Source organism: Bacillus sp. SIMBA_008, from assembly GCF_046535495.1.
Taxonomy (GTDB): Bacteria; Bacillota; Bacilli; order Bacillales; family Bacillaceae; genus Bacillus; species Bacillus subtilis.
Genome location: NZ_JAWRWL010000007.1, coordinates 17694 through 40764, shown reverse-complemented (window position 1 = coordinate 40764; position 23071 = coordinate 17694). Strand labels below are relative to the sequence as shown.

22 protein-coding genes and 4 pseudogenes are annotated in these 23071 nt (G+C 40.2%); 10 read left to right on the top strand and 16 right to left on the bottom strand.

Annotated elements, in window-relative coordinates:
• Window positions 1-11 precede the first annotated feature (11 nt).
• Together SB658_RS19695 and SB658_RS19690 are read left to right on the top strand one after the other, a co-directional pair.
• Window positions 12-2054 carry a molybdopterin oxidoreductase family protein gene (locus tag SB658_RS19695; RefSeq protein ID WP_038829984.1) on the top strand — a complete coding sequence of 681 codons (2043 nt, stop codon included), beginning with the start codon at window positions 12-14 and terminating at the stop codon, window positions 2052-2054.
• 107 nt (window positions 2055-2161) lie between these two features.
• Window positions 2162-2482 carry a hypothetical protein gene (locus SB658_RS19690; RefSeq protein ID WP_038829983.1) on the top strand — a complete coding sequence of 107 codons (321 nt, stop codon included), beginning with the start codon at window positions 2162-2164 and terminating at the stop codon, window positions 2480-2482.
• 77 nt (window positions 2483-2559) lie between these two features.
• Here SB658_RS19690 and SB658_RS19685 read toward each other — a convergent pair whose 3' ends face one another.
• The 5 genes from SB658_RS19685 to SB658_RS19665 all read right to left on the bottom strand — a co-directional run bounded on the left by SB658_RS19685 (window position 2560) and on the right by SB658_RS19665 (window position 8087).
• Window positions 2560-4014 carry a sugar porter family MFS transporter gene (locus SB658_RS19685; RefSeq protein WP_080121382.1) on the bottom strand — a complete coding sequence of 485 codons (1455 nt, stop codon included), beginning with the start codon at window positions 4012-4014 and terminating at the stop codon, window positions 2560-2562.
• A gap of 39 nt (window positions 4015-4053) precedes the next feature.
• On the bottom strand, window positions 4054-5220 hold the full coding sequence (locus SB658_RS19680) for a Gfo/Idh/MocA family protein (protein WP_038829982.1): 1167 nt from the start codon (window positions 5218-5220) through the stop codon (window positions 4054-4056).
• 17 nt (window positions 5221-5237) lie between these two features.
• On the bottom strand, window positions 5238-6167 hold the full coding sequence (locus tag SB658_RS19675; protein WP_038829981.1) for a sugar phosphate isomerase/epimerase family protein: 930 nt from the start codon (window positions 6165-6167) through the stop codon (window positions 5238-5240).
• Between the two features lie 481 nt (window positions 6168-6648).
• Window positions 6649-7644 (bottom strand): LacI family DNA-binding transcriptional regulator, encoded by a 996-nt coding sequence (locus tag SB658_RS19670; protein ID WP_038829997.1) that lies wholly within the window; start codon window positions 7642-7644, stop codon window positions 6649-6651.
• A gap of 317 nt (window positions 7645-7961) precedes the next feature.
• On the bottom strand, window positions 7962-8087 hold the full coding sequence (locus SB658_RS19665; RefSeq protein ID WP_257475318.1) for a hypothetical protein: 126 nt from the start codon (window positions 8085-8087) through the stop codon (window positions 7962-7964).
• Window positions 8088-8335: 248 nt separating this feature from the next.
• On the opposite strand from SB658_RS19665, the gene SB658_RS19660 reads away from it, so the two are divergent.
• The gene (locus SB658_RS19660) at window positions 8336-8458 is read left to right on the top strand and encodes a hypothetical protein (RefSeq protein ID WP_014477000.1); all 123 of its coding nucleotides are present in this window, start codon (window positions 8336-8338) and stop codon (window positions 8456-8458) included.
• Window positions 8459-8501: 43 nt separating this feature from the next.
• The gene (locus SB658_RS19655) at window positions 8502-8795 is read left to right on the top strand and encodes a YozQ family protein (RefSeq protein ID WP_015251959.1); all 294 of its coding nucleotides are present in this window, start codon (window positions 8502-8504) and stop codon (window positions 8793-8795) included.
• 115 nt (window positions 8796-8910) lie between these two features.
• Here the strand turns inward: SB658_RS19655 and SB658_RS19650 are convergent, their stop codons facing one another.
• Window positions 8911-10596, bottom strand: a complete 1686-nt coding sequence (locus SB658_RS19650; RefSeq protein WP_128422266.1) for a methyl-accepting chemotaxis protein — start codon at window positions 10594-10596, stop codon at window positions 8911-8913.
• Window positions 10597-10922: 326 nt separating this feature from the next.
• On the opposite strand from SB658_RS19650, the gene hpaB reads away from it, so the two are divergent.
• Window positions 10923-12374 carry a 4-hydroxyphenylacetate 3-monooxygenase, oxygenase component gene (gene hpaB, locus SB658_RS19645; protein WP_128422267.1) on the top strand — a complete coding sequence of 484 codons (1452 nt, stop codon included), beginning with the start codon at window positions 10923-10925 and terminating at the stop codon, window positions 12372-12374.
• A gap of 36 nt (window positions 12375-12410) precedes the next feature.
• Here the strand turns inward: hpaB and exlX are convergent, their stop codons facing one another.
• The gene (gene exlX, locus SB658_RS19640; RefSeq protein ID WP_128422268.1) at window positions 12411-13109 is read right to left on the bottom strand and encodes an expansin ExlX; all 699 of its coding nucleotides are present in this window, start codon (window positions 13107-13109) and stop codon (window positions 12411-12413) included.
• A 269-nt stretch (window positions 13110-13378) separates the two neighbouring features.
• The gene (locus SB658_RS19635) at window positions 13379-14056 is read right to left on the bottom strand and encodes a YoaK family protein (RefSeq protein WP_004399503.1); all 678 of its coding nucleotides are present in this window, start codon (window positions 14054-14056) and stop codon (window positions 13379-13381) included.
• Between the two features lie 172 nt (window positions 14057-14228).
• On the opposite strand from SB658_RS19635, the gene SB658_RS19630 reads away from it, so the two are divergent.
• Window positions 14229-15266 (top strand): polysaccharide lyase family 1 protein, encoded by a 1038-nt coding sequence (locus SB658_RS19630; protein ID WP_046160462.1) that lies wholly within the window; start codon window positions 14229-14231, stop codon window positions 15264-15266.
• 256 nt (window positions 15267-15522) lie between these two features.
• Entirely contained in the window at window positions 15523-16206 is a 684-nt protein-coding gene (locus SB658_RS19625; RefSeq protein ID WP_015714057.1) for an SOS response-associated peptidase, read from the top strand.
• Window positions 16207-16541: 335 nt separating this feature from the next.
• On the opposite strand, the gene SB658_RS19620 is transcribed toward SB658_RS19625, so the two are convergent.
• The 8 genes and pseudogenes from SB658_RS19620 to SB658_RS19585 form a co-directional block, all read right to left on the bottom strand.
• The gene (locus SB658_RS19620; protein ID WP_004399414.1) at window positions 16542-16847 is read right to left on the bottom strand and encodes a membrane protein; all 306 of its coding nucleotides are present in this window, start codon (window positions 16845-16847) and stop codon (window positions 16542-16544) included.
• 215 nt (window positions 16848-17062) lie between these two features.
• Entirely contained in the window at window positions 17063-18241 is a 1179-nt protein-coding gene (oxdD, locus tag SB658_RS19615) for an oxalate decarboxylase (protein WP_032721987.1), read from the bottom strand.
• 122 nt (window positions 18242-18363) lie between these two features.
• Window positions 18364-18846: a DUF4944 domain-containing protein gene (locus SB658_RS19610; RefSeq protein ID WP_015714060.1), complete on the bottom strand. Its 483-nt coding sequence runs from the start codon at window positions 18844-18846 to the stop codon at window positions 18364-18366.
• A gap of 24 nt (window positions 18847-18870) precedes the next feature.
• A pseudogene (locus tag SB658_RS19605) lies at window positions 18871-18994 on the bottom strand (hypothetical protein).
• Window positions 18995-19052: 58 nt separating this feature from the next.
• Window positions 19053-19205 (bottom strand): annotated as a pseudogene (locus SB658_RS19600) (YoaP domain-containing protein); the annotation flags it as partial.
• Window positions 19200-19435: pseudogene (locus SB658_RS19595) on the bottom strand (hypothetical protein); the annotation flags it as partial. The pseudogenes SB658_RS19595 and SB658_RS19600, both read right to left, overlap by 6 nt.
• A 104-nt stretch (window positions 19436-19539) precedes the next feature.
• Entirely contained in the window at window positions 19540-20037 is a 498-nt protein-coding gene (locus tag SB658_RS19590) for a hypothetical protein (RefSeq protein ID WP_015714062.1), read from the bottom strand.
• 101 nt (window positions 20038-20138) lie between these two features.
• A complete protein-coding gene (locus SB658_RS19585) occupies window positions 20139-21050 on the bottom strand; it encodes a VanW family protein (protein WP_015714063.1) in 912 nt (303 codons plus the stop codon).
• 346 nt (window positions 21051-21396) lie between these two features.
• On the opposite strand from SB658_RS19585, the gene SB658_RS19580 reads away from it, so the two are divergent.
• The 3 genes and pseudogenes from SB658_RS19580 to SB658_RS19570 all read left to right on the top strand — a co-directional run bounded on the left by SB658_RS19580 (window position 21397) and on the right by SB658_RS19570 (window position 23041).
• The gene (locus SB658_RS19580; RefSeq protein ID WP_015251949.1) at window positions 21397-21879 is read left to right on the top strand and encodes a DUF2975 domain-containing protein; all 483 of its coding nucleotides are present in this window, start codon (window positions 21397-21399) and stop codon (window positions 21877-21879) included.
• Window positions 21880-21888: 9 nt separating this feature from the next.
• Window positions 21889-22141, top strand: a pseudogene (locus tag SB658_RS19575) (helix-turn-helix domain-containing protein).
• A gap of 105 nt (window positions 22142-22246) precedes the next feature.
• Complete coding sequence (locus tag SB658_RS19570; protein ID WP_032721992.1) at window positions 22247-23041, top strand: DUF817 domain-containing protein; 795 nt, start codon at window positions 22247-22249, stop codon at window positions 23039-23041.
• Window positions 23042-23071: the final 30 nt, after the last annotated feature.

Here is a 23071-nt window from a genome sequence, read left to right as displayed (position 1 = left end):
GGAACTGGGCCATGAAATCTTTTGCCACACAACAAAACGGCATTTTCAAATCCGTTTGCTCGCTGGACTGCCCGGATCAGTGCGGATTGTTAATACATAAAAAAGACGGAAAAATCGTAAAAGTGCAAGGAGATCCTGATCATCCTGTCACAGCCGGAAACATATGCAACAAAGTCCGGAATATGACAGAGCGCATCTATGATGAAAAGCGGCTGACTACACCGCTCAAACGAACAGGTGCGAAAGGCCAAGCGATATTTGAACCGATTTCTTGGGAAGAGGCAATCGATACGATCACCTCCCGCTGGAAACAGCTGATTGATGCAGAGGGAGCTGAAAGCATACTTCCTTACAGCTTTTACGGAAATATGGGGAAATTGACAGCTGAAGGAATGGACCGCCGCTTTTTTTACCGCATGGGGTCAAGCCAGCTTGAACGGACGATTTGCAGCAAAGCGGGATCTGAAGGCTATAAATATACAATGGGCATAAGCGCGGGAATCGATCCTGAGGAAACCGTTCATACAAAACTATTTATTTTTTGGGGAATCAATGCGGTCAGCACAAACATGCACCAAATTACGATCGCCCAAAAAGCGCGAAAACAAGGTGCCAAAATTGTCGTGATCGATGTGCATAAAAATCAAACAGGACGTCTTGCAGATTGGTTTATCCCAATAAAACCGGGAACCGACAGTGCACTTGCTCTTGGCATCATGCACATTTTATTTAAAGAAAACCTTCATGATGAAGCATTTCTGTCCGAGTACACGGTTGGCTATGAAGAGCTCTGTGAACACGTGAAACAATATGATCCTGAAAAGGTATCGACGATCACCGGTGTCAGTACCGAAGATATTTACCGACTGGCAAAAATGTACGGGGAAACCTCCCCTTCTTTTATCAGAATCGGAAACGGACCCCAGCATCACGATAACGGCGGGATGATTGTAAGGACGATTGCCTGTCTTCCGGCGATCACCGGCCAATGGCTGCACACAGGGGGCGGCGCAATTAAGCATAACAGCGGAATTTTAGAATATAACACAAATGCCTTGCAGCGGCCCGACTTATTGAAAGGGCGCACCCCGAGGTCGTTTAATATGAATCAGCTTGGCAGGGTGCTTTTGGAAACAGACCCGCCGATTCGCTCTCTATTTATTTATGGAACGAACCCTGCCGTCGTCGCGCCCGAAGCAAACAAAGTCAGACAGGGCTTGCTGCGGGAAGACTTGTTTACTGTGGTTCATGATTTGTTTTTAACGGAAACGGCTGCATATGCGGACATTGTACTGCCTGCAACATCCGCTTTTGAAAATACTGATTTTTACACCTCCTACTGGCACCATTACATTCAGCTTCAGCAGCCGGTGATTGAGAGATATGGGGAAAGCAAGTCTAACACTGAGGTTTTCCGATTACTGGCTGAAGCCATGGGATTCACAGACCAGGAGCTTAAAGATTCAGATGAAGAATTAATCCGCCAGGCGCTTGACCATCCAGATAATCCACATTTGGCAGAGATTGATTACGATGCACTTGCTAAGCATTCATTTATGAAAGCGAAACGCGAAAAGCGACTGTTTCCGGGCGAACTTCCAACGCCAAGCGGAAAAATAGAATTATATTCAGAACAAATGAAACAAGACGGCTTCCCTGCTTTACCGACATATACACCTCTTGTAACCGATAATGAACATCCGTTTATGTATGTTCCGGGGCCAAACCATAATTTCTTAAACTCAACATTTTCCAATAATGAAAAACACATCAAGCTTGAAAAGACGCCAAAGCTCTTTATCAACACAAAAGATGCTAAAGAGCACGGAATCGTTGATGGGGCACCTGTACGAATTTGGAACAGCCGGGGAGAATGCGAGCTGACCGCTGCAGTTGGAGAACAAGTGCTGCCAGGTGTCGTTGTCAGCCAAGGATTATGGGCGGATGAACAAGGAAAAAAACAGCTTGTAAACGCGCTAACCCCTGACCGATTGTCCGATATGGGCGGCGGCGCCACCTTTTTTTCAGGACGCGTGCAGATTGAAAAAGCATAAACGAAAAAACCGCCCAGATCATGTTCTGGCGGTTTTTTTGGTTGATAATGAAACCCGGAGTATACCAAGCCCGTATAACATAACATCGACATAATGGAGGCATGCATATGGACGTTTTTTTAGGAATCGGTGTTGCTTTGGCTGGTTATTTTATCGGTGAAGGCTTAAAGCAGATGAACCATCCAAAAGCATATGAAAAAAGTGATACCTTGCTTATAAAAGAACGAGATATTTACTTTTACATCGGACATTTTTTAGGAATAACGACAACTGAGGCAAAACAGTTAGCCGGAGACATGACAGACCTGCCTTACATTAAAATCAACGGGAAAAAGTATGTGCAAAAACAAAGTTTAATAGAATGGATATTTGCATTAGTCAAAAAGCAACAGGATGAAGTTAGTATTAAGAAAAACGGGATTTGCTAGTTGTTTAATGGAAAACATTTGAAAGTAAAGGCTTGCTTCAAAAGCAACGCCTTTTTAATCATAATAAAAGAGAGCGTTTACATATTTATTTCTCCTTTGCCCGATGATGCTTTTCGAACACCTTGATTGCTTCTAAAGTCGTTTTCAAGCTCTTCTAGAGTACGACCTTTTGTTTCCGGCAGATACTTTTTCACGTAAAGAATCGCAGAAGCCCCCAGAACAACGAAGACGAAGAACGTTGACGACATCCCCAATTGATCTAGTAACACAGGAAACGTTAAGCCGATAAGAAAATTCATCATCCAAAGGAAAAACACTGAAATCCCCATTCCGAGCCCTCGCAATCTGAGCGGGAATATTTCTGAAATCATGAGCCACGTAACCACGGATACCGCTGACTGCTGAAAAGCCAGGAACGTAATTGTCAGGCCAATCACGATAAACGGCAGCACGGGAGTTCCTTGAAGTGTGATGGAACAAATCGCTATAAGCAAAATAGAAGCTGTTGTGCCTGCAAGTCCTGTAAGGAGAAGAGGCCGCCTCCCGACTTTACCTACAATCCAGATGCCGAATGTACAGGCTATCACTGAAATAACGCCATTTCCAATGTTTGCGACAAGTGCTGCGTCTCTGGCAAAACCAGCTTTCTGCAAAATTTGCGTGCCATAGAACATAATGGAGTTAACACCGGTTATTTGCTGCACTACAGCGATTCCTATTCCAAGACCTACAAGTCGGCGAATCCATGGGACTGACAAGTCTTTCAGTGTCGCCCGATTTATTTCAGTCTCTCGATTGATTGAAGCTTTGATTTCAGTCAGCTCAGCTTTGGCACAATTTTCTTCCCTTACATGCTTAAGAACTCTGAACGCCTCCCCCACCTTCCCTTTCGATGCCAGCCAGCGCGGGCTCTCTGGTACAATAAGCATCCCGAACCACAGAAAAATGGCCGGCAGTGTTGCCAAGATAAGCATAAATCGCCAAACGTGCGCATATTCACCCATTGATGTACCAATGACTGCATTACATGTAAATGCAAGAAGCTGACCTAAAATAATCATCAGATCGTTCTGAGTAATTGTTTTGCCCCGCTGTTCCGCTGGCGACATTTCAGCTAAAAAGGCCGGTACCGTGACAGATGCTGCCCCTACTGCAAGACCAAGTAAACTTCGGCAGATTATCATAACAGATGTGTTTGGTGCGAACGAACAACCAATCGTAGCAATTAAAAACAAGAAAGCTAGATTTAAGATGGTTTTCCGCCTGCCAATACGATCTGCTAACCGTCCTCCAGCCAGGGAGCCAAATGCGGCTCCGAAAAGGAGGGAACTTGTGATGAGACCTTCGGTGAAGGGAGTTAGATCAAGCTGATCTCTTTGTGCCATAAAAGGCAACGCTCCATTGATTACTCCAGTGTCATAACCAAAGAGAAGGCCTCCGAATGTAGAAATGATGGTAATCTTGCGGAAAAATTTTTTATGTTTACACGAGGTATTTCCGCCTGCAGTATCCATTTTTTCACGCTGGTCCATTTTTCTCCTCCTTTTAAAAGGACTTACAATCGCTACATGTTATTGATAGTCCACCCATACTGCGCCTTTATCCGCGGATCGAACGCAGTTTTCCACCCAGCGTACACCTCCCACACCCGCTTCAATTCCTGGATACCACATGTGCTCCAATTCTTTCCCTCGATCAGCAGCTTCCATAGCAACAGCGAATCGGGAATAAAGATTCGACCACGCTTCAAATAGACCTTCTGGATGGCCGCCTCCAATACGGTCATCTTGTAATGCTTCCGGGTATAAATATCCCATTCCGCGCTCTAAAATCTGTACAGGTTTTCCCTGTATTTCAAAACGCAGCTGGTTAGGCTGTTCATCCCACCATTCAATACTTGCTTTGGAACCGATCACACGAATTTTCTGGCCATGCATTGATCCGGCATTTACACATGAAGACCACACCGTGCCGACCGCCCCATTATCGTATTCCATAATCGTATAAGCATTATCTTCAAGAGGCGCTCTGCTTTTTACAAAGCTCTGGCGAGTACATAACAGTTTGTTTATTTTCAGTTCCGGAATCATGATTTCCGATAAAAATAACGGATGAGTTCCTAAATCTCCTAACACGTAGCTCGGACCGGCAAATTTCGGGTCTACACGCCATTTCGTGCTTGGATTATTCATTTCTACAGGATCTGAGTGAAAACCATGTGCAAATTGCATATTAATAATTCTGATGTCACCCAACTCTCCATTTGCGATCATCTGGCGCGCCTGTTCAATCATTTGATGCCCAGAATAACCATATGTAATGCCGACAACTCTGTTCTTTTTCTTTGCCAAATTCTCAAGCTCTTTTGCTTCTTCAAACGTGAAACAAAGAGGCTTTTCACATACAACATGCAAACCGACATTCAGGGCCGCCTTACAAATTTCATAATGAGTGCCGTTTGGAGTTGCGATAGAAACAGCTTCAATACCGTCTTCTCGTTTTGCTTCTTCTTCAAACATTTGCTGGAAATCCAAGTAGCAGCGTTCCGGAGTAACATGAAGATTCATCCCAAAATCTTTTCCCCGTTCCGGATTGATGTCAAATGCCCCTGCAACCAACTGAAAGTGATGATCACGCAAGGCAGCCGAGCGATGAATGTATCCAATTTGACTTCCCCGGCCGCCTCCTACCATTGCCCAGCGTATCGGTCTATCTACCTTTTTTTCACCATTAATCATTTTTGATTCCTCCCTCACTAGTAACCAACATTTTTTAAATAGGCAAGGCTTTGACTGACATCTCTTAAACTAGTATCAGAGTTTCTCGGATCACGTTCTTGCTCAATCGTAATATAGCCGTGATAGTGAATGTCTTTTAGCAACTTGTAAATCGCTTCATAATCAATAATTCCTTGGCCTATCGGACACATGACTCCCTTTGCGCAAGCATCAAAAAAGCGGATATGCTCACCCATTACTTGTTGATAAACATGTTCATCAATGTCTTTAAAATGGATATAGTCTACACGGTCCGCATAGTCCCGCAGCCATTGTTCCGGATCCATCTTTGAATAATATAAATGTCCTGTATCAAGACAAAGCCCCGCAATATCGTATGGTATATCTTTTAGTAATTGCTGAATCTCATCCTCGAATTCAATATATCCCCCTGCATGAGGATGGATGACGGCTCGTACGCCATATTGCTTCCACGCCCGTTCCGCAATTGTCCGAATATGAGACATCATACGGTTCCATTCCTTTTTAGATAACCGTTTCGCTTGATCAGGACGCCCCGCCTTATAATCTCTTTCGTCATGCCCCCAGTCAATCAGGACCAAATAAGGAGGTGAAAAGCGAAAGCGCTCCTCTTTATCCTGAAAAGAGAAAGGTAGTTTTGTAATCAGAGAACAAATCTCATCAACTTGCTCCAGCAAATTTCCTAAGTGCGACTCTGATACTAAATCATCAAAAATCGTACCGGCAATAATGGATAAATTGTTTTTCAAAAGCTCTGCTTGGACACGTTCGATATCCATCGGAATATAGCCGTATGGACCTAACTCAATCCCTTTATAACCAGCTTGTGATGCTTCTTGCAGCACTCTCTCCCATGGAGGAAGATAAGGATTTTTCGGATCGTCAACGCCCCAGCAGCACGGCGCGCCAGCAATGTGAATACTCATCCAAGACACCTCTAATCAAATGAATTATGAATCGCAACCAAAAAATAAAGCGCTTTCTTTTAACTGGATTTAAAAGTACGTTCATTTCGGTTCTCCGAGTTGATCTTCTCTTCTTAATCGTGCACTTTATCTAAAACCGAAAACAAATCATATAAAGCGCTTTACACTCCGTTTTTAAAAGCAAATAGATTTCTTTTTTACTAATTATATCCCTGCATATAGAAAGCGCTTTATATTTTGTGAGTTGATTGTATAATATTCAATATATTTTGTAAACGTTTTTTTGAAATTCCTTTCAGAAAATAATCAACAATATACCAATATATATACACCTTCCACTTTAAAAAAGGATATTCCGACCTCTCAATGTTGTTTTTTGAGTGTTTCTTGCTTCCCTTTTGTCATTCTATGGTGAAACACAAAAAAGCAGCGGGGACTTTCCAGCTGCTAAACAAATATTATTGATTTGAAACACACGTCTTTAATGAAAACGGCTTGTTGATTTTCGGACAATTAATTTCGGCAATACTAAAATTTTTTGTTTTTCAGAGGCTTTTCCTTCTATTTCATCAATTAGTAAATCCACTGCCTGTGAACACATGCTTTGCACAGGCACTTCAACTGTTGTCAAAGGGGGATCACTACTTTTTGATATCAGTGTATTATCAAAGCCTGTGATAGAAAGTTCTTCAGGAACCAACACATGTTCCTCCCTTGCTGCAAGGAGCGCACCAATTGCTAAGATATCATTACAACAAATCATAGCTGTGGGCGGATTTGAAGATTGTAATAATGAAGAGGCCAAAGACTGTGCAGACTCGGCCGTTGAATCTGTTACAACAATCAGATCTTCGTGAATATCAAGATCAGACTCTTGTAATGCCTGTGAATATCCGCGAATTCGTTCTCTGCTGCTTGCATTGTCTTCTGCAATCACCGCAATCCTTGAGTGGCCAAGCGAAATTAAATATGCTGTTAATTCATACCCTCCCAAGAAATTATCAACTGTAACCGTTGTAAGAGATGAGTATGGCTGTGATTCCGAAAGAAGGATAACAGGAATGTTATCGCTGATTAACTCATGAATAACCTGTTTATTCCTAAACCCCCCAGCTAAAATAAACCCGTCAACACGCTTCTGCCTTAATAATGAGACGTATCTCTCTTCCTTCTCTGACTTGAAATCCGTACTGCAAATGACGACATTGAATCCATATTCGTGTGCCCGATCCTCTACTCTCCGTGCCATTTCTGCAATCAGAGGATTAGCTATGTCCGGTAAAAGAAATCCTATTGTCGAAGTCCGTTTCCCTGTTAATGCTGAAGCGAGCACACTTGGTTTATAATTCAGCTCTTGCATGGCATCTAGCACTTTTTGTTTCGATTTCATCCCGACCGGCTGATGATTGATCACTTTTGAAACTGTTGAAATGGACACGCCGGCTTTTTCTGCAACATCGTAGATTGTAGTTTTCATTTTGCTAAAAACCTCTTTCTCCATACAAGTAACCAGCTAAAAAATGCACGATTTGAAAAGCGCTCTATATAGGCTATTGTAAAGATAACTGTGAAGATTTCAATAATCTTTTTTAACTTTATGAAGCATTGCAATATCTTGTCCAGCCCCTATCTAACCCATTAACGGATAAAGACACATTAAGCAAATAATATCGCTGCTAATCCTCTCAATCAAAACACCATTTTCTATTTTAAGTAAACTTGCAAAGATACATGACGATTGACGTAAGACCAAACGGTGTTTTCAATTTTGAGGTTCTGGCTGAATGTTTCGATTCATACCTGTTTTGAGTGTAATAAAGCAGACAGCTGCGCTGAGTTAAGCTCAACTTCTTCAATCTGTTCGTTTTTTTGAAACACAAATACAACCTTTATCGAATCTCCATTTTTCACCAGACTCATCTCCCATATCTCCCCTTTATGATAAGAAAGAATGTTACTCACCTTAACAAATTTGTTCCCAGTTCTATACAGCCTCTTCATATACGCAATGTACTAACAAAAGGTTTCAAAAATCAAATGCACGCCTGGCATAACTGGCTCTTTTCCTAATGGGGAAGAGTCAACGAAAAAAAAGCGAATGAATACCTGCCTAACAGACAGAATAAGAAGAGTTGATATTCAACACTTTTCGTAAAGGAGTGAAACCAATGAGTAAAAAGGGAATTCAAAATTCAAGTATTGAACAAATGAGAAATGACCATGAGACTGAAACAGCTTTTAAAGCAGATGATCCTAAAAAACATGGTTCTGATCCTAAAAGAACGAAATAAGTTCTTACCCCCACTAAAATATCAATAATCTGGAGGAAGTAAAGTGACTCAAAAAAATGGAGCCGACAGACCTGATGATTATAAAAGATTTTCTTCATTAGACAAGGAATATGATTTTCAGCAATCTATAAGCAGCAATACTAAGACAGAAAGTGTAAACACTGAAACACAAACTCATAACAAAGAAAACAAAAATGACACAACAGATGTAGCCGGGAAATACTTTGAGCCCTCAGATTATAAAGGAAGCACGCAATTGGAAAAAGGATTGGCTGAAACTCATGAACAGGTGAGCGATGACTATTTTGAAGGAACGATCGATCAAAATTTGGACTAGGCATACAAACGGAGCTAACTTAAAAGAAGTCAGTTAGCTCCGTTTGTAGAAACAACCACAGTAAAAGTAGCCAACCCCCACCGAATAAGATGGGGGTTGCACGTAAGTAGCCTGTTTAATATTTAAAACGATTAATGACGGTTTGAAGCTCTTCTGCCAACTGAGATAGAGATTCTGCGGCATAGGAGATTTCCTCCATTGAATGTAGCTGTTCCTCTGATGATTTTGCAACCGCTTCTGTATTTGCAGACGTTTCTTTTGTTCCAGCGGCCAATATATGAACTGTGTGCTGAATCACTTCAACGCCTGATGTAAGCTGTTGAGTTGCCGCTGCGACTTCTTGTATTTGAGAAGTGACCTGTTCTACCAGGTTCAATATTTCATTGAAATTTTCTGTTGCCTCTTGAGAAAGAACAATACCTGAGCTCACATTTTCTTGAACAACCTTAATATTATTTACCGTTTCTATCGATTCGTTTTGGATGGTCGCTACCACCGATTGGATGTGGTTTGCTGATTTATTTGTTTCATCCGCTAATTTCCGAACTTCTTCAGCCACCACGGCAAATCCTTTTCCTTGCTCTCCGGCTCTGGCCGCCTCGATCGCTGCGTTTAGGGCCAGCAAATTGGTCTGCTCGGAAATTGTCGTGATAAGCGAAGAGATATCGCTGATTTCTGCTGTGCTCGCTACCAATGCCTTTAATCCATTCCCGGCTGAATCTACGGATGTATCAATAAATTTCATCTGATCTAACATCTTGTTAACGGACTTAGAGCCTATTTCAGCCTTATCTCTCATCGAAGAAGAAAGATCCGCTATGTTCCCTGTATTTGAAGCCACAGATGATATACTGTCTAATAATTCAGTGATGGATTCTGCGCTCTTTTCTGTCATCGAGCTTTGCTTCACATTGCTGTCGGCAGCCATCTGCATGGCTCGTGAAATATGTTCAGATGTTGATTTCGATTCTTCCGCGCTTGCCGATAATTCTTCGGAGGAAGCGGCGACTTGTTCAGATGAACTGCTGATTTGCTTCACAATTTGAGATAATGAATGAGTAAAAGAATTAAAAGATTTGGCAAGCTGGCCAAATTCATCTTTATTTTTCACTATGACTTTTTTGGTTAAATCAGCCTCGCCATGAGCAATTTCCTCTAGCTGCTTATTTATGCTTCTTAGTGGCACCATAATGGACTTTAACAGCATTATGCTTAGAACAATGCCTAATATTACTGATATCCCTGTGACAATGATAATGAGCGATTGACTCATTTTCCCATTGCCCTGTATTTCATCCTTTAGATCCTCTACCTCTTGATCCAGGCGATCAGACAGCTTATTGACAGCCGGATCTACGACTTCTTTTCTTAATGTTCTTTCTTCTCCAAAATGGATGGTTTCTGCTTTTTTAGGATTTGAAGAGTAGGCTGTTACTACCTGCTGATTCAAAGCTCTATACTGAGTAAAACTTGTCTTAATGTCTTCAATATTGGATTGATACTTCTCTTCATCAATCAAGTCATTAACCCGGTCAAGGCTCTTTAAGACATCGTCTGCTTTTTCCTTCATACCCTCGTCGTATTCTTTGTCTCCGGTAATCAAGAAGCCTCTTTCATCATTTGATAACCCGGTCAATTCATATTGGATGTGTTTTATCTCTTTTTGGAATTCCATTTTGTCTTTAAGTTCTTCATTCTTTTTCACAGTAGAAGAAATCATAAATACTGAGGAGCCTCCAATTCCAATAATTGAAACAACTAATATTGATATAATCCCCAGCAATTTTGTTTTCACTTTCATGTGTCGTTTTCCCTTTCCGCACAATGTAATGGATGAAATAAAATATGTTCAAGCGCGTTTGAATCCAATTCGCTTACGCTCATGTCCATAATATCGACACGTGTTATCAAGTTTTATAGTGCTATTCATATGAATAAGCAAATGTCTTTACATCTCTGAACTTGCAGAAAAACCTTAAGTGAAATTTGCAGTCTTTTGCGGTATGTAAGTCACTCTTATTCGTTTTTCTAAAAAAGGCTTTTCCCACCTCAAATTGGCTGAACCGGCTGTTTTCTCGAAAATATAATGACAATACGCAGCATACATTTAAGGAGCGATACACTAAAATGGGAATCATCAATGGTAAAGAATTCATTGACCGATTGAATAAACTAGAAAACGAAATATGGTATGATGGCGAAAAAATAAAGGGTAACATTTCTGAGCATCCTGCATTTAAAGGAATAATCAAAACAAAAAGCTCACTTTATGAATTGCAAACAAAGGATGAGTTAATACATGAAATGACTTATTGCCTTCCTGGAGATCATGATCGAATCGGCCTTTCCTATCTCCAGCCTAAAACCAAAAATGATTTGAAAAAAAGAAGGACCATGATTGAACATTGGGCTAGACATACTCACGGAATGATGGGGAGAAGTCCGGATTACATGAATACGGTTATGATGAGCTTTGCTTCGTCAGCGGAGCTTCTAAAAGATAAAGAGAATTGCTTTCCTGAACATATACTAGATATGTATGAACAAGCTGCTAAGCATGACCTTTCTTTTACCCATACATTCATTACTCCGCAAGTGAACCGGTCACAGTCCTATTTTGGGCTAAGTGAAAAACCGATATCTGCTAAAGTCATTGATAGAACCGAAAAAGGTTTAATGATTCATGGCGCACGTCTGCTTGCCACACAAGGCGGGTTGACCGATGAAATCTTGGTTTTTTCAGCGCCTAAATTTTTCTTTGAAACAGATGAAGCTTATGCTTTTTCAATCCCTTCTAATACAAAAGGCGTAAAATTCATCACAAGAGAATCATTTGTATTAAGCGACTCTTCCTTTAATCATCCCTTAAGCTCAAGGTATGAAGAAATGGATTCAATTGTGGTTTTTGATCATGTGTTAGTGCCGTGGAATCGTGTGTTTTTTTACGATAATGTGGAAGCAGCTAAAGATTTTATGACAAAAAGCTCTTTTCATGCCTTTACCTTTCACCAGGTTGTCATTAGGCAAATGATAAAAATTGAATTTCTATTAGGTGTTGCACAGCTTCTTGTCGACACCATTAATGTTTCCGAATACCAGCACATACAAGAAAAACTCTCAGAAATCATTGTGGGATTGGAAACAATCAAAGCGCTCATTGACAAATCGGAAAATGATGCTCAGTTAGATGAATTCGGCTATATGCGCCCCTCTTTAATTCCTCTTCAAGTCATCAGTACGATCATTCCTAAGTTATATCCTCGATTTACTGAAGTCATACAATTAATTGGAGCTAGCGGAATGGTGACATTGCCTACCGAAAATGCATTTGACTCAGAGATACGGGAAGATCTTGACCAATATCTTCAAGCAACCAATACAAATGCTGAAGAACGTGTGAAAATTTTCCGTTTGGCATGGGATTTAACAATGAGTTCATTCGGAACTAGACAAACTCACTATGAAAGATACTTTTTCGGAGATCCTATTCGGATTTCAAGCAGGCTGTATACCAGTTATCCAAAGCAGGAGCAGTTGAACATGATTAAAACATTTTTACATGCAGATGCAGAACAATGAAAAAACAGCGGGAAAAGATCCGCTGTTTCGTATTTTTTATTCAGGAAACTGAACATGGCCCGGTACAGTATAGGCTTTGGACGTTCCGCTTTCAGGCAGCTTGGGAATGGTGTCTTTCACAACTTTTCCGCGGATGTCAGTCATTCTGACTTTGAGAGAACCTGTCCCTAAATTCGTACTCACAAAATGGTTATAGTCCATTTTCTCCATGTTGATCCACTTACCATCCTTTTCATATTGCATTTTCATAACAGGATACTTGTGATTTCTGACTTGGATTGCTGCCCACCACCTGCTGCTGCCTTCTTTGATCCGGTACGTGAAATTGCCGGTGATTGGGGCTTTGACAACACGCCATTTAATATTGATTTTTCCGTCTTTCATATTGCCGATTTTACGGAAGGCATTAGGTGACAGATCAAGAGCTCCCCGAGCGCCTTCGGGATAAAGATCAGTAACATATACGGTTGTTTTCCCTTTTGGCCCTTCAACTTCTAAATAAGAGCCGGCAAGTGCTGCTTTTACTCCTCTGTAATTGAGATCCGCCGGATTTATTGCAGTAATCTCCATATCGGAAGGAATGGGATCCAGCAGGAAAGCTCCTCCTGAATAACCTGACCCTGTATACGTTGCATAACCTTCATGCAGGTCGTCATATGCTGCCGAAGCTTGCGGGGAAAAACAGAAGATCGTCAACAAAACCATACCAACAAATGCACTCATGATCTTTATCATATTTGGTCCTCCTCAAACCAGACTTCAAATGAGAATCATTATCATTATAAGACTCAATCCATCTGGTTTGAAAGAGGAAATAGATTCATAGATGATTTTAAGGCAAATTCACTATCATTCATATATCAAATGTAGGTACTTATGAAAAAGCCAATACAAATGAACGAATGTGCACTTCAGCCGAATGTCTTATTTTTCCCTCTCAAAATTCGCACTTCAATAACGAAATGAAACAGGCTGTTGGCCTGATAACAGCTATACAGGAAAAGCTATTTTTCCCCGCTCAGTTTCAACTTAGCTGTCATCATGATGCCAAAGATCAGCACAATCGGAACCCAAATAATGAAGTGATAAAAATCAGGCTCAGCCAGAGCAACAATAATAGCCCCCACACAATACAAAATAATAGCTAGTGCTCTTAACACAGTATCTCTTAAGAAAGTCTTCTTTTGCTTCTTAAAAAACAAACGGCCGGATATATCCTCTAAAAGAGAAGCCAAAGTGCCGGTCAACACAGTTGAAGAAATACCTGCGATCCCCAGTTTTTTTGCTGCTGTAGTTTGAATCCCCATAGAAATGCTCATGAGTATAATCAGAATGTGCACAGGAACAAATGCCCGGTAAAAAGAAAGACAAGCAAAGACAAACAAAATGAATGCTTCAAGTGCGAGGGCTTTTGTCACAGCAGAAGGCCAAAGGGTATTTTCCGCCTTTCCGACCATCAATGTAGCAATGATCACGCCGCATATAAATCCGATTAGCGCAGTCAAGGAATTAAAAACAGTGACCTGAATGGATTTGCCGATAGCTAACCCCAATAATACAATGTTTCCAGTCATATTAGCTGTGAACACATGTCCCAGGCTTAAATACCCGATTACATCCACGATTCCAGCTGTTAAACATAAAAGTGATAGCAAGGTGTTTCGATAAGCTGCTGCAGTCAACGGTGTATCAATCCTTTCTTCTATTTCAATTGTTAGTATGTCTTTTGGCGCAATCTCTATTTTTTAAGTAACCCAACATTATTTAGGAAGATAGAACCTATCATTCCTTTCCATTAACTGTAATAATAATCCCCGCAAGGAAATTATTAAATTTGAAAGGAAGCATATTGTGATGAAACGACTTTGTTTATGGTTCACCGTCTTTAGCTTGTTTTTGGTTCTCTTGCCTGGAAAAGCATTAGGTGCAGTCGATTTTCCGAATACCTCAACAAATGGCCTTTTAGGTTTTGCCGGAAATGCCAAAAATGAAAAAGGCATCGCTAAAACGGGCACAACGGGTGGAAAAAACGGGCAGATTGTTTACATTCAAAGCGTAAATGATTTAAAAACCCATCTAGGAGGATCCACTCCGAAAATTTTAGTGCTTCAAAATGATCTTTCCGCATCTGCGAAAACAACAGTTACCATTGGCTCAAATAAAACACTCGTGGGCTCTTACGCGAAAAAAACGCTGAAAAATATTTATTTAACAACTTCATCAGCTTCTGGAAATGTCATTTTTCAAAATTTAACGTTTGAACACAGTCCGCAGATTAACGGAAATAATGATATCCAGCTTTATTTAGATTCCGGTATGAACTATTGGATTGATCACGTCACATTCTCAGGTCATAGCTATAATGCAAGCGGAAGCGATTTGGACAAACTCGTGTATATCGGAAAATCCGCAGATTATATCACGATCAGCAACTCAAAATTTGCGAATCATAAATACGGTTTGATTTTAGGATACCCGGATGATTCTCAGCATCAATATGACGGCTACCCCCACATGACAATCGCCAATAATTATTTTGAGAACTTGTATGTTAGAGGCCCAGGTCTGATGAGATACGGTTACTTTCATGTTAAAAACAATTACAGCAATAATTTTAACCAGGCGATTACAATTGCTACAAAAGCAAAAATATATTCCGAATATAATTACTTTGGGAAAGGCAGTGAAAAAGGCGGCATCCTTGACGACAAGGGCACTGGTTATTTCAAAGACATAGGCAGCTATCCATCACTCAACAAGCAAACCTCTCCGCTGACTTCTTGGAATCCCGGGTCAAACTATAGCTATCGTGTCCAAACGCCGGAATATACAAAAGAATTTGTCACGAAATATGCCGGATCACAAAGTACAACTCTGGTATTTGGCTACTGATATAAAAGAGGCCATGCGTTAAAAACGCTGTGCCTCTTTTTATACTATAGGCTATTTTTAAGCGATCCTTGTAATTCCATCAAGATCCAGCGTCGGTCAAACTAAAAAGCATATGTTCTTTTCCACAATAACTTCTTAACTGGCTTTCTTATTATACCAGTTTATCGCAAGTGAAAAGAAATCATTGTTCTGGACCTGTATTAAATGAACGTTCGTCCCACAAACTATTCAAAAACCCCTAAAAAGGATGATGGATATGTGCGGCAGGTTTACTTTGTACTCTGCATTTGATGATATTATTGACCAGTTTGACATCGATCAATTTTTTCCTAAAGGTGAATACCAGCCAAGCTATAATGTCGCACCATCACAAAACATCCTTGCAATCATCAATGATGGATCAAATAATCGCTTAGGCAAGCTTAGATGGGGACTTATTCCACCTTGGGCAAAAAATGAAAAGATCGGTTATAAAATGATCAATGCTCGAGCCGAAACAATTACCGAGAAACCGGCCTTTCGAAGACCGCTTGTCAGCAAACGCTGCATCATACCAGCAGACAGTTTTTATGAATGGAAACGGCTTGATTCCAAAACCAAAATCCCAATGCGGATCAAATTGAAATCATCTGCTCTTTTTGCGTTTGCTGGCTTATATGAAAAGTGGAGCACACATCAAGGAGATCCTCTTTATACCTGCACCATCATAACAACTGAGCCTAATGAGTTCATGAAAGATATACACGACCGAATGCCGGTTATATTGGCCCATGATCATGAAAAGGAGTGGCTTAACCCCAAAAATACAAGCCCTGATTATCTGCAAAGTTTGCTGCTGCCTTATGATGCTGATGACATGGAAGCATACCAGGTTTCATCATTAGTAAATTCACCCAAAAATAATTCAGCTGAGCTTCTTGATGCAGAAAATCATATGTAGTGATTGAAATTCTCTAGCAAGAACTTGTCAAATAGCTTTGTTCCTTAGGTGCCAATCCCTCTAGTAATTATGAATATTTAGTACATAGATCAATTAGTTATTTTAGCATCAGTTTGAAATAATTTTATTATGTAAACTTAAATAAGCAATGTTATCCCTTTCATATAAAATAGTTTACATTTTTATAAAATCGCTTCACTTTTCTATTTTGTCAGTAAAAAAACTGAACCACATTAAACTTATGAAACCTGCCGCACCTGTGATTGCAAATATGATATAAGCCCATAGAGGTAAATCCATACACTTTCCCTCCTAAGAATTAAATGAAATTTCTTTCATCTTACATGAAGGTCTTCTTTCTTTTGTTTATCCAGTGTAATACTTAATAATATGTTGATGAATGCAGCTGGAAAATATATAAATCCCACTCCAAGAATGCCTAGTATCGTACTTAAACTTACTATGTAATTCTTTGTCATCGTTTGACTATCAATCAATATTAGAAGTGAAATCAATCCAGCTAAAACACCTATAAACCAAGCATCGCCAACAGCATAAGAATCATCCAGCATTCCTAACCATCGCCCCAATATAGAGCTCCCAATGGCAGTCAAACTGGATAAAAATATGAGTGCTTTCATTTCTTGTCCTCCTTTAAAGCCAATCAAACTGATAGAAATCGGCCATTGAATTCCCATTATCGAATGGTTATCATTTCCACATTAACATTTTAAAGCTCATTACAATACGATTCAAGCAGAAAAACCCTACATAACGTATATATAGGGATTTAATAAAACACAGGCCAACACCCAGCTCTAGTTACTTTAAGACCACTGTGTGATCGGTTCAGTCTTTACGTACCGGGATATTTCACAACAGGCACTTTCTTCTTACGCAGAGAATCAAGCATGACTGATCCAGCATTCAAGTTGCTTTGCACTAATTCTTTAGGCGTCAATGCCATCCACTGATTGAGTGACACATCTGCATAACGGTCACTTTTGAACATTTCTAAAAACCATAATGTTTCTGTACCAGTGTTTTGTATATAGTGTCCAGCATTAGAAGGCACGTATCCAACGTCGCCTGCTCTATAATCAAATGTGCGCGCAGTCCCATTTCCGATAAATACCGTCATTCGTCCCTGTCCTGTTAGATAATATTGCCACTCATCGCTATTGGGATGCCAATGAAGCTCTCTCATCGCGCCAGGCTCAATCTGAACAAGTGCAGCGGCTATCGTTTTTGAAATTGGGAAGTTAGAAGAATCCACAACTCGTACACTCCCCCCTGGCATTTGAATTGGGGATTGATTTAACAGCTCGTGTTTAAAGGTCATGGGGACTTTTCCATATGGTGACTGAATGTCTTCACTGGCGACTGATCCCGGCACATTCCCTTGGTAAATATAGACTTGCTCAGACGGAAGAGAGTTGAAAGCATTCTCCGGGACACCGAAATTTGCAGACAGAACGTCTTTTGGTGTGTGTGCAAGCCAATCTGAAATGGTTAACGTTGAAAACTCAGAAAAGTTTCCATCATCGAATACGAGCAGAAACTCGCAGTGTTCCAATCCTTGTATGGAATGCGGAATTCCTGCTGGGAAGTACCAAAGGTCGCCGGGACCAACATCAGCAATGAAATTTCGTCCGTCTTGGTCAACAGCGGTGATACGTGCCCGTCCCAAAAGCATATAAGCCCACTCCGCTTGCTTATGCCAATGAAGCTCACGGACGCCTCCCGCAGTTAAGCTCATGTTTACACCTGCAATCGCAGTCGAAATCGGAAGCTGTCTTACGGTGATTTCTCTTGACCAGCCGCCGTGATCTAATTTCATGGGAGCGTCTGAGAATGAAAATCTCAAGTTAGGAATCATACCCTCATCTGTAACAGGCGGAACAAGTATATTCGGATTTTGAATATCCCGTATTATATTTCGCGGGCCTGCATCAATAGCTCCAGCTCCATCACTTCGAATAGGCTGCGGCACGTTTCTGTCTTCATGATTGATTGGTTGTTGTTCCAACAGCATGCACCTCGTTTTAGAAATGAACAAGATTTTATTTCAGCCTATGCAGAATCTTAGATTGCTGTGCCTAGGAATCCGCAAATAAAAAAGTGACCACCAATGTGATCACAAATATATCAAATAAGCTATTTTTTATACCATGGCTTCTTATGTAATTTGATTTCTTCTGTCTGTTTTTTCTGGCCTGTCTTCCACTCCACTTTCACTAATACATCATGTCCTATCACTTCATCTTCAGGCATATAATCAAAGGTGGCAATATGGTCCTCCATGCGTCCCCCACCTGGCATTTCATCACCTGTGTATTCTGACAAATCATAATTTTCCCTGTCATCATACATTTTACCATCTATGTATAAGGTGATTTTTTCTATGACAGTCCTCTTTTCGTCCTTCTTGCTCCCCTGCCAATATAGATTTAGAAAATAATTAGGTCCAATTGAAGTTTTGTCTGATTTTTCAAGGTTAGACATCCACAGTCCGCTTTTCCCGCTGCCCTCATATTTCACTTTGTTTCCTGATACCATTACAAATAATGTGATGATGCAGATGATCAAGAATCCAGCAATGATCAATAGCCATTTCTTAATATTGTTCTTTTTTCTCATGCTTTTCCCCACTTCCCTAACTCGTTAGTAGGAAAATATGATCAAAATGTTACTGAAAAGAAAATAAAAGAGCTAATGATCTAACAGATGACTGTCTAAACTTTTGACTTAAATTAAAGCGCTCTCTAAAGACAAGATTAAAACGTATAACAGCTCTTTTGTTTCACTGAGTCAAGAACCTTAAAATGGCTTTTTATTATTAAAAATCAAGCTAGTGTATTAAGTAACTTTTCAAATTTATTTATACTCATGATCTCGTGAGTCACAAATCTCCCATCAAAAAAAACGCTAAAAGTTGTCCAAATAGCTGGTGACTTTTGTTCCTCTTTCGATGATAACTGAATTGACTGAAATTGAACTGTGAAAATTTCGAAATTAAAGATTTTTAATAACGAAACGGGCTGCACTTGTTTAGGTGTCACTGTCATTATCAGTAAAATATTACGCTGAAATGCGCAGTCAGTCACAAAGTCTCTATTCGTATTCCATAAAGACTTTGTGATCATCGAGAAAACATTTCACTCCCATCGGATAAGTGTATCCAAAAAGCCTCCTCTGGTTCTTCTCTATAGTCATAAATCACAGTCACTTTGACATTTGACTCAGCTATGATTGGTTTTCCAACAATATTTTTCGTTTTTTCCTCAGGCAAAGTAAGAGATCGAATCATCAAAGCCATTCCATCTTTACCGTCTAATTAACGCCATCTTCAGTGAATTTAAAGGTCTGTTTTAAATTGCGTCCTTCTTGCCCCTTCTGTGTCCAAATAATGACAACCTCTAATTCAGAGGCCTTATCTGCCAGCATAAAATGATTGAACTTCAGCGGTGAGCCATCATTTAAACTTTCAGCTAACATTTTAGAATCTTCTTTTGGTTTGACACAATTTTCATCGGGACATCCAAAAAGTGAAAACCTTGTGATTGAATCAGGGTCATTTCTATACAATTGCACATCCACTGTAGCTGCTTTTTCCCCTATATTTTTGACTTCCAAGGAATATACTTGATATTCTCCTTTTTGAGGTCTCGCAAATTCCTTTACATTTTTTGCTTCACTTACTTTTACTGACCACTGGTCTGTTTTTTGTGTAATAGGCAACACCGTAAAAGTCAGGGCATGCGCTTTTGATTGGCAAAACGTAAATCCAACTGCTGTAAAAACAATTACAGAAAATAATACCCTTTTCACTTCATTTATCCCTCCTTCCTTTCACTGGCTGCTCCTTAAAGAATTGATTTTGAGCAATCTACAAGCTCTCTTAACCAAAACCTTACCTGAGGTTTTGTCTTTTACTGCTCTGCATTTATTTCTTTCGGTATCCGAGATGGAGCCTTGGGGATTTTTCTCAATTTGCTGTTTATCACATCAGAAGAGTATAGCGTAATAATCATACTTCCCCCATACCTTTTTGCCCGAATTAAGATTGGTTGGTTATATTGGTTTTGAAAGCGAAAGTCAGGACCTCCCCAGCTTACCGTCGCATCCCGTCCGGGCGGTACATATGGTACACTTCTAGTATGAGAATAGCGCTGAACGATCTGCAGTCCTGCACGATCAACGGCATTAAATAGAGTTGAGGACACCTGACAAATTCCTCCTCCTACACCTTCAGACAACTCCCCTTTTACAATAATGGGTGCACTTTTATATCCTTTGTTCCGAGTTCTCATTCCCACAACTTGGTTAAACGAAAACGTCTCATTAGGGAAAACAACGTGATTGTCGATTGCTTTTGCAGAAAGAGAAATATTGTGTGAACGGCTTTTATTGCTTGAGTTAAAATACGTCACGTACTGACCAAGCTGCTGCGTACTGATGTGAGCTAGCAGCTCGCTGTCAACTTTCGGATAAATGTTCATTTCCGGCACTTCTATCTTGGAGGGACCTTGCCCATAAAAATACGCATAAAACTTTTCCATAAACGCCTGTTGATACAGTTTGTAGCCAACCCTGCCCGGGACGATGCTTCCATGATCGTTAAGGACAGCATTTATCGGCTCACGGTACACTTTCTGATCAAGCTGTTTGATGAATTTACTGTATTTTTCATAGTCAACCATTGGAGTGCCGGGAAGAGGCATTGTAAAGTCTTCACGGTTAACAGTGGCAATCGTCCGTCCTTGCTGTGTGACCGTTAAACTGTCCTGCGGCTCACTCGGCTGAGCCAATAAAAAAAGACCAGTGATCAAAATTTGTATCATAAGTCGGTTTACCTCCCGATCATTAGTATGAACAGCCGCTTATCCTTTGATGTATTTCTTCCCATCGTTTGTTTGAATCTTTAGACGTTGATAAAAACCTTCATAAAAGAGCTTAGCTTTATGTTCACACCGATCCCTGAGCTCACTGAGGCAAACGGTTCATTCAGTCGGCAAGTTTAAAGTAGTTCAGCATCTCCCAGTGATGAGGGATGCTTTTTTGTCTTGTCAAAAATGAAAAGGGTCTCCTATAACAACAACAAATCAATCCATATCAATATTTTTTTATTGAGAAACGATAAATTTTTTGTTACATTCAATTAGACAACAAATAAATGAGGTGCTTGTTATGAATCGAATGTCGACAATTTTTTTAAAGATAGCTTTGGTTCTTATTGGAATTCCAATTCTTGCTTTATGCATTTTTTTAGTGCCTAAGATAGCCAACTATTCAGCAGAATTATTTCCAAATATCGCTTATATAAAATATCTCGTTTTCATCTATTTGTATGTAACGGCGATACCTTTTTACTTTGCTCTTTATCAAGCGTTCAAACTTTTAAGCTATATTGACAAAAACAAAGCTTTCTCGGGTTTGTCTGTAAGAGCTTTGAAGAATATAAAATACTGCGCAGTCACTATCAGTATCTTTTACGCAGCAGGCATGCCTGTCTTTTATCTGATGGCCGAGATAGACGACGCCCCGGGTATCATTGTGATCGGATTGGTTATTATTTTTGCTTCAATGGTGATTGCGGTCTTTGCTGCTGTTCTTCAAAAACTGTTAAAAGAAGCGATAGATATAAAATCAGAAAATGACTTAACGGTCTGAGGTGATGACATGGCGATTATTATCAACATTGATGTGATGCTTGCTAAGAGGAAAATGAGCGTAACAGAGCTTTCAGAGAGAGTTGGCATCACCATGGCTAATCTTTCGATATTGAAAAACGGAAAAGCAAAGGCTATTCGATTATCAACTTTAGAAGCGATTTGCAAGGCTTTAGAATGTCAGCCCGGGGATATATTGGAATACCGAAGTGATGAAGACACACAGGATTCGTAAAAAATATGTAAGATCAACAGAAAAATAAAGTGATTGGCGGTGAGCTTATGGACATAAACTTATATCCATCTAGCTGCTATACTAAGCGTCCCTTCCATACACGAAGAACACAACTATGGAGGAGGCATACATCATGAGAGCAATAAAACAAATCGTTCTTTTTGGCTGGGAACAAGCCCTTTCATGTTTGTTTCCTGCCGTTATTTTTGCCTCTTTGGCTATTACGCAAATCATCCCACTGCCCTTCTTGCCGCGATATGACTGGCTGCTCATTATCTGCGTTCTCATGCAATTGTGGATGGTGCGTTCCGGTCTTGAAACACGGGATGAATTAAAAGTGATCACATTATTCCACCTTATTGGGCTTGCTCTGGAACTTTTTAAAGTCCATATGGGCTCCTGGTCTTATCCAGAAGAAGGATACTCCAAAATATTTGGAGTACCTTTGTATAGCGGCTTTATGTACGCAAGTGTAGCCAGTTATTTGTGCCAGGCATGGAGAAGGCTTAAGGTTGAACTGGTTAAGTGGCCGTCTTTTTTTGCAGTTGTTCCGCTTGCCGCAGCGATTTATTTGAATTTTTTCACCCACCATTTTTCTATAGACATTCGATGGTGGTTATCAGGGCTTGTCATCATTGTCTTTTGGCAAACATGGGTTACATACGAGGTGAATGGAGCTCGTTACCGTATGCCGCTCGCACTTTCTTTTATACTCATCGGATTTTTTATATGGATAGCGGAAAATATCGCTACGTTTTTTGGAGCTTGGAAATATCCAAACCAAATCGATACATGGAGTCTCGTACACCTTGGAAAGGTAAGTTCATGGCTCTTGCTAGTGATTGTTAGCTTTCTTATAGTAGCATCATTAAAACAAGTTAAGGAGCAGAGTCCCACAAAGGCAGAGATGGATGAATCTTTTTCTTAGCATACGCATACAAGCTCCCAAATAGAGTGA

What these genes read in the sequence shown, in the direction of transcription:
- SB658_RS19580 (WP_015251949.1), top strand. Translation starts at nt 21,397, where the DNA reads ATGAATCGAATGTCGACAATTTTTTTAAAGATAGCTTTGGTTCTTATT.
- SB658_RS19660 (WP_014477000.1), top strand. Translation starts at nt 8,336, where the DNA reads ATGAGTAAAAAGGGAATTCAAAATTCAAGTATTGAACAAATGAGAAAT.
- hpaB (WP_128422267.1), top strand. Translation starts at nt 10,923, where the DNA reads ATGGGAATCATCAATGGTAAAGAATTCATTGACCGATTGAATAAACTA.
- SB658_RS19610 (WP_015714060.1), bottom strand. Translation starts at nt 18,846, where the DNA reads ATGAGAAAAAAGAACAATATTAAGAAATGGCTATTGATCATTGCTGGA.
- SB658_RS19620 (WP_004399414.1), bottom strand. Translation starts at nt 16,847, where the DNA reads ATGAAAGCACTCATATTTTTATCCAGTTTGACTGCCATTGGGAGCTCT.
- SB658_RS19570 (WP_032721992.1), top strand. Translation starts at nt 22,247, where the DNA reads ATGAGAGCAATAAAACAAATCGTTCTTTTTGGCTGGGAACAAGCCCTT.
- SB658_RS19695 (WP_038829984.1), top strand. Translation starts at nt 12, where the DNA reads ATGAAATCTTTTGCCACACAACAAAACGGCATTTTCAAATCCGTTTGC.
- oxdD (WP_032721987.1), bottom strand. Translation starts at nt 18,241, where the DNA reads ATGCTGTTGGAACAACAACCAATCAATCATGAAGACAGAAACGTGCCG.
- SB658_RS19665 (WP_257475318.1), bottom strand. Translation starts at nt 8,087, where the DNA reads ATGAGTCTGGTGAAAAATGGAGATTCGATAAAGGTTGTATTTGTGTTT.
- SB658_RS19630 (WP_046160462.1), top strand. Translation starts at nt 14,229, where the DNA reads ATGAAACGACTTTGTTTATGGTTCACCGTCTTTAGCTTGTTTTTGGTT.
- SB658_RS19675 (WP_038829981.1), bottom strand. Translation starts at nt 6,167, where the DNA reads ATGAGTATTCACATTGCTGGCGCGCCGTGCTGCTGGGGCGTTGACGAT.
- SB658_RS19680 (WP_038829982.1), bottom strand. Translation starts at nt 5,220, where the DNA reads ATGATTAATGGTGAAAAAAAGGTAGATAGACCGATACGCTGGGCAATG.
- SB658_RS19685 (WP_080121382.1), bottom strand. Translation starts at nt 4,014, where the DNA reads ATGGACCAGCGTGAAAAAATGGATACTGCAGGCGGAAATACCTCGTGT.
- SB658_RS19585 (WP_015714063.1), bottom strand. Translation starts at nt 21,050, where the DNA reads ATGATACAAATTTTGATCACTGGTCTTTTTTTATTGGCTCAGCCGAGT.
- SB658_RS19670 (WP_038829997.1), bottom strand. Translation starts at nt 7,644, where the DNA reads ATGAAAACTACAATCTACGATGTTGCAGAAAAAGCCGGCGTGTCCATT.
- SB658_RS19650 (WP_128422266.1), bottom strand. Translation starts at nt 10,596, where the DNA reads ATGAAAGTGAAAACAAAATTGCTGGGGATTATATCAATATTAGTTGTT.
- SB658_RS19625 (WP_015714057.1), top strand. Translation starts at nt 15,523, where the DNA reads ATGTGCGGCAGGTTTACTTTGTACTCTGCATTTGATGATATTATTGAC.
- exlX (WP_128422268.1), bottom strand. Translation starts at nt 13,109, where the DNA reads ATGATAAAGATCATGAGTGCATTTGTTGGTATGGTTTTGTTGACGATC.
- SB658_RS19690 (WP_038829983.1), top strand. Translation starts at nt 2,162, where the DNA reads ATGGACGTTTTTTTAGGAATCGGTGTTGCTTTGGCTGGTTATTTTATC.